Here is a 10575-nt window from a genome sequence, read left to right as displayed (position 1 = left end):
TTGTTAATGCCTATGATTTCCAGAAAATTGGTACCGGTGGCCGGACTCGAACCGGCACGTTGTCACCAACGGGGGATTTTGAATCCCCTGCGTCTACCATTCCGCCACACCGGCGTACCAATGCCGCCCTCCTAAGAGGTCTGAACAGGATCGTCAATCACCCTAACGCCCTGAAATGCGATTAAAGTTGATCGACGGAAAAAGTATCGCAAATTGTCAGATCACCGCTTTCAAATCCGCGCTGGAACCATCTTTGCCGTTGCGCGCTAGTGCCATGGGTGAATGTATGTGGCCGCACAGCGCGTCCGGCATTACGTGCAAGCGTATCGTCACCAATCTGTGCCGCTGCATTCATCGCTTCAGCGATATCGCCACGCTCCAAGGTCCCGAACTTTTCCTGCACGGTCCGCGCCCAGATTCCTGAAAAACAATCGGCCTGCAGCTCAACCCGTACAGACAAGGCATTTGACGTTTCCGCATCCGACTGCGCGCGAATCCTGTTCACTTGCGGCAAAATCCCCAATTCGTTCTGAACGTGATGGGCAATTTCATGAGCCACGACATAAGCGGCAGCGAAGTCGCCCCCCGCACCTAATCGCTGTTCCATGGTGACAAAGAAGTCAGTGTCCAAAAACGCTTTTTCTTCAGGTGGGCAATAGAATGGCCCTGTCGCCGCAGACGCGCCGCCACACGCAGATTGCGTTTGCCCTTTGAACAGTACCAGCGTCGGGGCCTCGTAAGGTTCGCCAACTTGGCGCGCAAAGATATCCGTCCATACGTCTTCTGTGTCTGCCAATGTCACGGACACAAATTGTGCTACGCGTTCATCGGCAGGTGTAATTTCAACACTGCGCTCGGTTGCGATCCCGTCGGTGGCACCTCCATTCAATAACGGAGTCACATCGACACCTAGAAAATAACCGATCACAACAACCGCGATCAGGCCGATACCACTTAGCCCACCTGCCCCCGCTTTACGCCGTGACGGGCGCCTGCGCCGATCTTCGATATTGTTGCTTCCACGCCGACCTTGCCACTTCATAAGGAACCTCACCTCTTAAACCCTGCCATGTTGCGGCACTTTGCGCTGTGACACAAGCTTGACCCCGTCTCAAACCCGTGGCCTAAGCAGCGCAACAAATCGGAGACGATCAATGCTACAACGCCTTTATGCCTGGACCTTGTCGTTGGCCCAATCGCCCTACGCCTTGTGGGCGCTCGCTGTCGTGGCGTTTGTCGAATCGTCTTTCTTCCCGATCCCGCCGGATGTGATCATGATCCCAATGATCATCGCAGCACCGCGCCGTGCGTTTCTGATTGCTGGTGTGGCCACAGTTGCATCGGTTCTTGGCGGTCTATTCGGGTATTTCATCGGCTACGCGTTGTTTGAAACGATCGGCCAGCCAATCTTCGATTTCTATGGCAAAGCGGATGCGGTCGCCGAGTTCAGCGAAAAGTTCAACGCATATGGCGCATGGGCCGTGCTGATCGCAGGGGTGACGCCCTTCCCGTTCAAGGTCATCACGATCATGTCTGGTGTGACAGCACTTTCGTTGCCAGTCTTTATCATCTCGGCCATCGTCGCGCGCGCCCTGCGGTTCTTCATTGTTGCCGCATTGCTGTGGAAATTTGGTGAACCCATCCGCGACTTCATCGAAAAACGTCTGGGCCTGATGTTCATTGTTTTCTGTGTGCTGCTGCTGGGCGGCTTTGCACTGGTAGGACTACTATAATGAACCGTTTGCACGTCATAATCGCAGCAGGCGTGTCTGTCGCCCTTCTGGGCGGTGCTTATGTGTTCCAATACTTCGGCTATCCGCCGTGCACGATGTGCTACTGGCAACGCTGGCCGCATATGGCTGCGATCGCCATCGGTGTTCTCGCCCTGATCATTCCGGCACGTATTCTAGGCTATCTCGGCGCACTCGCGGCGCTGACAACGGCGGCCATCGGCGTCTTTCATTCCGGCGTTGAGCGCAAATACTGGCCCGGCCCATCATCCTGCACAGGCGGCGGGTTAGATGCGTCATCAGGCGCGGACCTCCTGTCTATTGACGGTCCAGTGCTGGTGATGTGCGATCAAGTCAGCTGGGAAATGCTGGGTCTGTCCATGGCGTCTTGGAATGCTGTCTTTTCGCTGATTGCCGTTTGGTTATGGATCGTTGCAGCCCGTCGTTAAAGTAATTTAACGACGGCTGCTTAACAACAAATTCGTCTCTGATTTCGTAATCCCGTCATTGCGGCGAATATCAGTCAACACGCGATCAAATTGTTCAAGCGTATCGGTGCCGATCTCTGCGATCAGGTCCCATATCCCGTTTGTCGAATGCACTGCCTGAACTTCGGGAATCTTGGACAACAGGCGCGACACCTTTTCCGCGCTACGCCCCGCGATCTCAAGCATCATCAACCCGCGCACCGGATGTGTCGCCGCATCGCTGCGGGTAAGCACGGTAAAGCCAATGATCTCGCCATCGGTCTGCAACCGCTCCAGCCGGTTACGGGCTGTCGTGCGCGTCACCCCAAGACTTGCAGCAAGGTCAGAAATGCCTGCACGGCCGTTTTGCCGCAAGTGCGCGATCAGGCGTCTATCCGTATCGTCCATTTCGACTGTCCATTTCGATCAATGATCGCCCAAATAGCACAAAATATGCACTTCAAAAAGCACGAAAGGCATCGGACCATGTGATCATGAAACAGAATATGACAGAACAGAACTGCATCCTCATCGGTGCGCCCGTCGATTGCGGTAAACGCCGCCAAGGGTGCCTGATGGGTCCAGATGCCTATCGCACCGCCGGAATCACCGAAGCGCTGACTGACCTTGGCCACAGTGTTGCGGATCTCGGAAACTTAACGCCTGCCGAAGTTGATGTGCCTGAGCCGAAGAACCCGCTTGTGCATGATCTGAAACGCACAGTTGGCTGGACTAAGACCCTATCAGAAGCCGCTGAAAACGCGGCACAATCGGGAATGCCGATTTTCTTAGGTGGCGATCACGCACTGGCCGCTGGCACGGTGTCCGGAATGGCCGCGCATTACGCCAAACAGGACCGCCCATTTTTCGTTCTCTGGCTCGATGCCCACACCGATTTTCACACGCCTGACACAACGGACAGCGGCAACCTGCACGGCACGCCTGTTGGCTATTTCACTGGCCGCGAAGGTTTCGATGCTTTCCCCCCTCTAAAATCCCCTGTCCCGCTTGAAAACATCTGCATGATCGGCCTGCGGTCGGTCGATCCGGCCGAACGTGCCGCGCTCGCTGGCACAGATGCCATCCTGCACGACATGCGGTCCATTGACGAACAAGGTATCAGCGCACCGTTGTCAGCCTTCCTTGACCGCGTCGCGTCCGTCAACGGCGCGCTGCATGTGTCGCTGGACGTTGATTTCCTTGACCCAAGCATAGCCCCCGGCGTCGGCACAACCGTTCCTGGCGGTGCAACCACACGCGAAGCGCACCTGATCATGGAAATGTTGTGTGACAGCGGCTTAGTCGGTTCTCTTGATCTTGTTGAGCTGAACCCATTCCTTGATGACCGCGGTATGACCGCCAACCTGATGGTTGATCTTGTCGCCAGCCTGATGGGCCGCCGCGTCTTTGATCGCCTGACACGGAGCCGGAAATGAACCAACCTTCCCACCTTGCCCTCGTCCCGTTTGTTTCAGTCGAAAACATGATGAAACTGGTCCACCATGTGGGCCTCGAGACATTCCTGAAAGAACTCGCCGCCGAAGTCGAAACCGACTTCAAACGGTGGCCGATCTTTGACAAAGCACCGCGCGTGCCGTCACATTCCGACGTTGGCGTGATCGAATTGATGCCGACATCCGACGGTGAACTCTACGGGTTCAAATACGTGAACGGCCACCCAAAGAACATGAAAGAAGGCCTGCAAACCGTCACGGGGTTTGGTCTTTTGGCCAATGTGAACACAGGCTACCCCGTTTTGTTTTCGGAAATGACCGTTCTGACCGCACTGCGTACCGCGGCGACGTCGGCAATGGCGACAAAACACCTAGCGCGGCCGAATTCCAAAACCTTGGCTATGATCGGCAACGGCGCGCAATCCGAATTCCAAACCATCGCGTTGAAGGCGGTCTGCGGCATCGACACGGTACGTCTTTACGATATCGATCCAGCAGCGACGGCAAAATGCGCGTCAAACCTTGCGGGGCGCGGGATCACGGTGATCCAATGCAAATCGCCCGAAGAAGCCATCGAAGGCGCGGACGTCATTACTACCGCGACCGCCGACAAGGAAATGCAGACCATCCTGACCGACAACATGGTCGGCAACGGCGTGCACATTAACGCCATTGGCGGCGACTGTCCGGGCAAGACCGAATTGCACAGCGATATCGTAGCCCGCGCATCTATGTTCGTCGAATATCCCGAACAAACGCGGATCGAAGGCGAATTGCAGCAAATGCCGCTGGACCACCCGTTTACAGAACTGTGGGAAGTCATCAACGGCACGGCCACCGGTCGTAAAGATGCCACTGAGATTACGCTGTTCGACGGCGTCGGTTTTGCGATCGAAGACTTTTCCGCCCTGCGTTACGTCCATGATAAAATCAAAGGGACGGAGTTCTTCAAAAACCTCGATATGATCGCCGATCCGGACGATCCACGGGACCTTTTCGGCATGGTCATGCGGGCGAAATAGGCATCAAGGCGTACGGGGCATTGCACACGCGATCTGGTATCTGTTACATTCTGATCAACAAATTATAGTAGATCCAGAATCTTAGGCGGACCACGTGAGCGATACCCCGGAAACCCCTGAAAACGCAGACGAAAATCGGCCTGAAAAGCCTGTATATGATGGCCCAGCCGTCACAATCGAACACGAGCTGAAAACCAGCTATCTCGATTATGCGATGTCGGTCATCGTCAGCCGTGCGATTCCGGACCTGCGGGACGGTCTAAAACCAGTTCACCGTCGTATTTTGTACGCGATGAACGAAACCAATAACACGCACGACAAACCGTACCGGAAATCATCGCGTCCGGTTGCCGAAACCATGGGTAAATACCACCCGCACGGTGACAGCGCGATCTATGACGCACTTGTGCGGATGGCGCAGGATTTCTCGATGTCATTGGTCCTGCTTGATGGTCAGGGCAACTTTGGTTCCATGGACGGCGACCGCGCCGCGGCCTACCGTTATACCGAAGTCCGGATGAAGAAGGTGGCGCTGGCGCTGCTTGATGACATCGACAAGGACACGGTCGATTTCCAAGACAACTACGACGGCAAGGACAAAGAACCGACCGTCCTGCCCGCAAAATACCCGAACATGCTGGTCAACGGCGCTGGCGGTATCGCCGTGGGTATGGCGACGAACATTCCGCCACATAACCTAGGCGAAGTCATCAACGCGACGCTTGCGCTCATCGACAGCCCTGATTTGTCTATCGAAGAGCTGATCGAATACGTGCCAGGCCCCGATTTCCCGACAGGCGGCGTTATGCTGGGCCGTTCTGGCGCGCGCAAAGCCTACCTTGAAGGTCGCGGGTCCGTCATCGTTCGCGCCAAAACGCACATCGAGGAAATCCGCAAAGACCGCTGGGCGATTATCATCGACGAAATCCCCTATCAGGTGAACAAGTCGAATATGATCGACAAAATCGCGGAAGTTGTACGCGATAAGCGGGTCGACGGCATTGCCCACGTCCAAGATGAAAGCGATCGCAACGGTGTACGGGTCGTTGTTGAACTAAAGCGGGACGCGACGGCAGAAGTCGTTTTGAACCAATTGTTCCGCTTCACGCCAATGCAGACCTACTTCGGTTGCAACATGCTGGCGTTGAACGGCGGCAAGCCGGAACAGCTGACGCTGCGCAGCTTCCTGACCAACTTCATCGACTTCCGCGAAGACGTTGTGGCACGCCGCACCGCCTATCTGTTGCGCAAAGCCCGCGAACGGTCGCATATCTTGTGCGGCTTGGCGGTTGCGGTCACCAACATCGACGAAATCGTCGCGACGATCCGGTCGTCCGCTGACGCTTCTGAAGCCCGCGAAAAACTGATGACACGTCGCTGGCCAGCAGAATCGATCCTAGAATATATCGCACTGATCGACGATCCTACCCACACTGCGAACGACGATGGCACCTATAACCTGTCCGAAACACAGGCCCGTGCGATCCTTGAACTCCGTCTACAACGCCTGACCCAGATCGGCGTGAAAGAAGTGACGGACGAGCTGGAAGAGCTCGCCAAGAAAATCAAAGAATATCTCGAAATTCTGGGGTCTCGCGAACGGATCATGCAAATCATCCGCGATGAGATGATCGAAATTCGTGACAACTACGCCGTGCCGCGTCGGACAGAGATCGTCGACTGGTCAGGCGACATGGAAGACGAAGATCTGATCGAAAAAGAGGACATGGTCGTGACCGTGACCTCGGGTGGTTACATCAAACGGACCGCCCTCGCCGATTTCCGCGCGCAACGGCGTGGCGGCAAAGGCCTGTCGTCGATGGCAACCAAAGAAGAAGACGTCGTCACGACGCTTTTCGTCGCCAACACCCACACGCAACTGTTGTTCTTCACAACAGACGGCATGGTCTACAAGCTCAAGACATGGCGCCTGCCGCTTGGGTCACGCACGGCAAAAGGCAAAGCTATCGTCAATATCCTGCCGATCCCGGCTGGCGTGTCGATTGCCGCCATCATGCCAGTCGATCGCCCCGAAGAAGAATGGGCCGATCTGCAGGTTGTCTTCGCGACATCCGCAGGAACTGTGCGCCGTAACGCCTTGTCAGACTTCACGAATGTGATGCGCAACGGCAAAATCGCGATGAAGTTCGAAGGCGAACACGAAAACACAACACTGATCAATGCTCGTATCGCATCCAACGATGACGACGTAATGCTGGTCACAAATTCGGGCCGCGCGATCCGCTTCCCGGCTACCGATGTGCGCGTGTTCAACTCACGTAACTCCGTCGGTGTGCGCGGCATCAAGCTGCAAGGCGACGACAAAATCGTTTCCATGTCGATCATCCGTCACTTCGACGCAGAGGCAGATGAACGTGCCGCTTACCTTAAAATGCGCCGCGCAATGGCAGGTCTGGCCGACGACGCAGAGGTCGAAGACGAGGAAGCGCCAGCTGGTGCGATCAGTCAGGAACGCTATGCAGAAATGTCCGCATCCGAAAACCTGATCCTCACGATCACATCAAAAGGGTCTGGTAAACTGTCGTCATCACACGATTATCCGGTGCGTGGCCGTGGCGGCATGGGCGTCACTGCGATGGACAAAGCAATGCGTGGCGGTGAAATCGTATCCAGCTTCCCGGTTGATACGGGCGATCAAATCATGCTCGTCACATCGGCGGGCCAATCCATCCGCGTCCCCGTCGAAGGCATTAGCTTCCGGTCACGATCTGCTGGCGGCGTAAAGGTCTTCGATACGGCCAAAGGCGAAGAAGTCGTCAGCGTGGCATGGATCGCCGAGCAAGAAGACGCCGACGATACCACCGAAGGTGATGCAGACGCGTAACAGGTTTTCCCTCGCGTGACCGGTACGATTGCCGGAGCGCGAGGGGTACCGTATCCACAACCTCAAGGAACGCATTTCGACGTTCTACCAACTTGAGGTGACAAAATGATTTACAAAGCAATTTTGGCAAGCGCGCTTGCGTTGACGGCAGGCACAGCATCCGCGCAGGGATTTACCGGCGGATATCTTGGCGCCGAAGCTCAAAGCTATGCTGAAGACGATAACAATATCTCTCCTAATTATTCTGCTGGGATTGAATACAGCTTTAATCGCAATTGGGCGATTTCCGCGAACATCGGGTCATACGATCAAGGTCTGTTAACTGGAGTCGGCGGCAACCTGACAACACACCTCATTTATCATGTGAATGAAAGCGCCTCTGTCGGCGTTTTCCGTTCTGCCGATGCATATGAAGATGATGGTATTGCTTTCGGGCAAGGCATGACCGGCCTCGAAGGCGGCTTTGAAAGCGGCAACATCGGTGGCGAAGCTTTTCTGGGCTTCTACGACAGTGAACTCGATTCAGATAACCTCGCTTCGCTTTCGGGCGCTACGTTGTTCGGCGCGGATGCCAGCTACGCTGTGACTGAGGCCATTTCAGCCAACGCATCTTTTGGTTACTTGAACAGTGATCTCGAAGACATCACGTCAATCAGCGCAGGCGCATCCTACAAATTCAATGCAGGGCCAAGCATCTATGCCGAGCTCGGCCAATTTGATGCAGGCGACAGCGACAGCACATTTATCGGTGTCGGCGCAAATGTCGCGCTTGGCGCTGGTCGCGGAACAACCTTCGACATCCGCAGTGCATTTAATTCTGTACGTTCAGGCTTCTAATCGCCCTTTGCAAACACCATGGTTCGCGCTACATCGCGGACCATGACACACACACTCAATATCATTGGCGGCGGCATGGCCGGCTCCGAAGCCGCATGGCAAGCTGCAAACGCCGGCATCAACGTGGTTATCCACGAAATGCGCCCGAAGGTTGAAACCTTTGCCCACCGCACTGGTAATCTGGGCGAAATGGTATGTTCGAATTCGTTCCGGTCAGATGATCATGAACAAAACGCTGTAGGCCTGCTGCATTGGGAAATGCGCGCCGCTGGCGGATTGATCATGGACATGGCGAACAAGCACCGTATTCCTGCGGGCGGCGCATTGGCCGTTGATCGTGATCCCTTTGCAGAAAGCGTTACAGCAGCATTAAAAGCGCATCCTAACATCTCGATTTCATACGACGAAATCACATCGCTGCCCGACGATGGGTTGTGGATCGTCGCGACCGGCCCGTTGACGTCAGGCAACCTTGCCGAAGCGATCCAGTCAGAGACCAGCGCCGAGGCGCTCGCGTTCTTCGACGCCATCGCGCCCATCATTTACCACGACTCCATCAACATGGACGTCGCATGGATGCAGTCGCGCTATGACAAAGGCGAAACGCTGGAAGAGCAAACCGCTTACCTGAACTGCCCGATGACCAAAGACCAATACGAAGGCTTCATCGACGCGCTACTGGCCGCTGAAAAGACCGAGTTCAAAGAAGGCGAAACCGCAGGATATTTCGACGGTTGTCTGCCGATCGAAGTCATGGCCGAACGTGGCCGCGAAACCCTGCGATTTGGCCCGATGAAGCCCGTTGGCCTGACCAACGCGCATGATCCCGAAAACAAACCCTACGCCGTCGTGCAACTGCGCCGTGACAACGCGCTTGGCACGCTCTATAATATCGTCGGCTTCCAGACCAAGATGAAGTACGGCGCGCAAAAGACTGTTCTGAAAATGATTCCGGGTCTGGAAGATGCAGAATTTGCACGGCTTGGCGGCATCCACCGGAACACATTTATCAATTCACCCACGCTTCTTGATCACGAAATGCGGCTTCGGTCGAAACCAAATCTCCGGTTTGCGGGTCAAATCACAGGCGTTGAAGGCTACGTCGAAAGCGCCGCGATGGGGCTGCTTGCAGGACGCATGGCGGTGGCCGAACTGACCGGACAAACTCTCGCTCCGGTACCAAACACGACGGCGATGGGCGCTCTTGTCACCCACATCACGGGCGGTGCGGAAGCGAAAACGTTCCAACCAATGAACGTCAATTTCGGCCTGTTCCCACCACTGGAAGGCATGAAATCAGGACGTCGCGGGCGCAAAGAACGCTACAAAGGCTACACAGATCGCGCGAAGATCGATTGGCAAGCATGGCTTGGCCAACAGGCTGAAACCGCTGCGTGATTACGCGCTTTGCACCATCGCCGACTGGGGCGCTGCACATCGGGCATGCCTATTCGGCGCTGTTGGCGCATGACACGGCACGGGCGCAGAACGGGACGTTCCTACTGCGCATCGAAGATTTCGATAGCACGCGCAGCCGTCCAGAACACATCGCACAGATACTAGACGATTTGGCATGGCTTGGCTGCACGTGGGACGAACCACCGCGCTTACAATCTGAACACCTGTCCGATTATGCGGATGCGATTGACGCGCTCGCGGCCAAAAACCTCGTTTTCCCGTGCGATTGTGATCGTAAACGCATTCTGAATACGGGCGCAAAACCGGGTCCAGACGGACCAATCTATCCGTACACTTGCGCCGCTCGCACGATGGCGTCGGCCGCACCAACCGACGCAATCCGGCTTAACATAAAGGCGGCCCTCAACCACCTGCCCGCCCAATTGCGTTACATGAATAACGACGACGAAGTCACTATACTTACGTCAAAAATGCCAGAAAGCATCGGCGCACCGATCCTGCGACGCAAGGACACCGGCGACCCCGCTTATCACCTAACCTGCACGCACGACGACGCCCTGCAAAACGTCACGCATGTGATCCGTGGCGAAGACGTTGCACCGCTCACGCCGATTCACGTCATCCTGCAACATCTCATGGGCTGGCCGACACCGATCTACCAGCACCACGGCCTGATCACCGATGCCACAGGCAAACGTCTCGCTAAGATCAACAAATCGAAATCCATAGCGAGCTACCGCGCCGAAGGTGCCACACCAGACGACATCCGCCGCATGGTCGGCCTACCAGCATAGCCGCACT

General features: G+C 55.7%; 10 protein-coding genes and 1 tRNA gene. 8 read left to right on the top strand and 3 right to left on the bottom strand.

Annotated features, from left to right (window positions below; all coding sequences use genetic code 11):
• Positions 1-28 precede the first annotated feature (28 nt).
• Positions 29-114, bottom strand: a tRNA-Leu gene (locus tag AC0L7R_RS09160).
• Between the two features lie 67 nt (positions 115-181).
• Positions 182-1042, bottom strand: coding sequence for a KPN_02809 family neutral zinc metallopeptidase (gene ypfJ, locus AC0L7R_RS09155; RefSeq protein WP_473656553.1), 861 nt, complete (start codon positions 1040-1042; stop codon positions 182-184).
• Positions 1043-1154: 112 nt separating this feature from the next.
• Between ypfJ and AC0L7R_RS09150 the strand changes: the two genes are divergently transcribed.
• Positions 1155-1733, top strand: coding sequence for a YqaA family protein (locus AC0L7R_RS09150; protein WP_247128738.1), 579 nt, complete (start codon positions 1155-1157; stop codon positions 1731-1733).
• Entirely contained in the window at positions 1733-2179 is a 447-nt protein-coding gene (locus AC0L7R_RS09145; protein WP_473656552.1) for a disulfide bond formation protein B, read from the top strand. Before AC0L7R_RS09150 ends, AC0L7R_RS09145 begins: the two co-directional genes overlap by 1 nt.
• Positions 2180-2185: 6 nt before the next feature.
• On the opposite strand, the gene AC0L7R_RS09140 is transcribed toward AC0L7R_RS09145, so the two are convergent.
• Entirely contained in the window at positions 2186-2605 is a 420-nt protein-coding gene (locus tag AC0L7R_RS09140) for an Lrp/AsnC family transcriptional regulator (protein ID WP_247128740.1), read from the bottom strand.
• Between the two features lie 98 nt (positions 2606-2703).
• Between AC0L7R_RS09140 and rocF the strand changes: the two genes are divergently transcribed.
• From rocF to gluQRS, 6 genes are all read left to right on the top strand, one after another.
• On the top strand, positions 2704-3633 hold the full coding sequence (gene rocF / locus AC0L7R_RS09135; protein WP_473660386.1) for an arginase: 930 nt from the start codon (positions 2704-2706) through the stop codon (positions 3631-3633).
• On the top strand, positions 3630-4673 hold the full coding sequence (locus tag AC0L7R_RS09130) for an ornithine cyclodeaminase (protein WP_473656551.1): 1044 nt from the start codon (positions 3630-3632) through the stop codon (positions 4671-4673). Before rocF ends, AC0L7R_RS09130 begins: the two co-directional genes overlap by 4 nt.
• Positions 4674-4767: 94 nt before the next feature.
• A complete protein-coding gene (gene gyrA / locus AC0L7R_RS09125; protein WP_473656550.1) occupies positions 4768-7518 on the top strand; it encodes a DNA gyrase subunit A in 2751 nt (916 codons plus the stop codon).
• Positions 7519-7623: 105 nt separating this feature from the next.
• Entirely contained in the window at positions 7624-8355 is a 732-nt protein-coding gene (locus tag AC0L7R_RS09120; protein WP_473656549.1) for a hypothetical protein, read from the top strand.
• A gap of 42 nt (positions 8356-8397) precedes the next feature.
• On the top strand, positions 8398-9753 hold the full coding sequence (gene trmFO, locus AC0L7R_RS09115; RefSeq protein ID WP_473656548.1) for a methylenetetrahydrofolate--tRNA-(uracil(54)-C(5))-methyltransferase (FADH(2)-oxidizing) TrmFO: 1356 nt from the start codon (positions 8398-8400) through the stop codon (positions 9751-9753).
• Positions 9750-10568: a tRNA glutamyl-Q(34) synthetase GluQRS gene (gene gluQRS / locus AC0L7R_RS09110; protein ID WP_473656547.1), complete on the top strand. Its 819-nt coding sequence runs from the start codon at positions 9750-9752 to the stop codon at positions 10566-10568. The genes trmFO and gluQRS overlap by 4 nt, the downstream gene beginning before the upstream one ends.
• Positions 10569-10575: the final 7 nt, after the last annotated feature.

The organism is Yoonia sp. D2-7, assembly GCF_055809435.1.
Note: the sequence above shows the minus strand (reverse complement) of the source record. Positions and strands in the feature narration are given on the sequence as shown.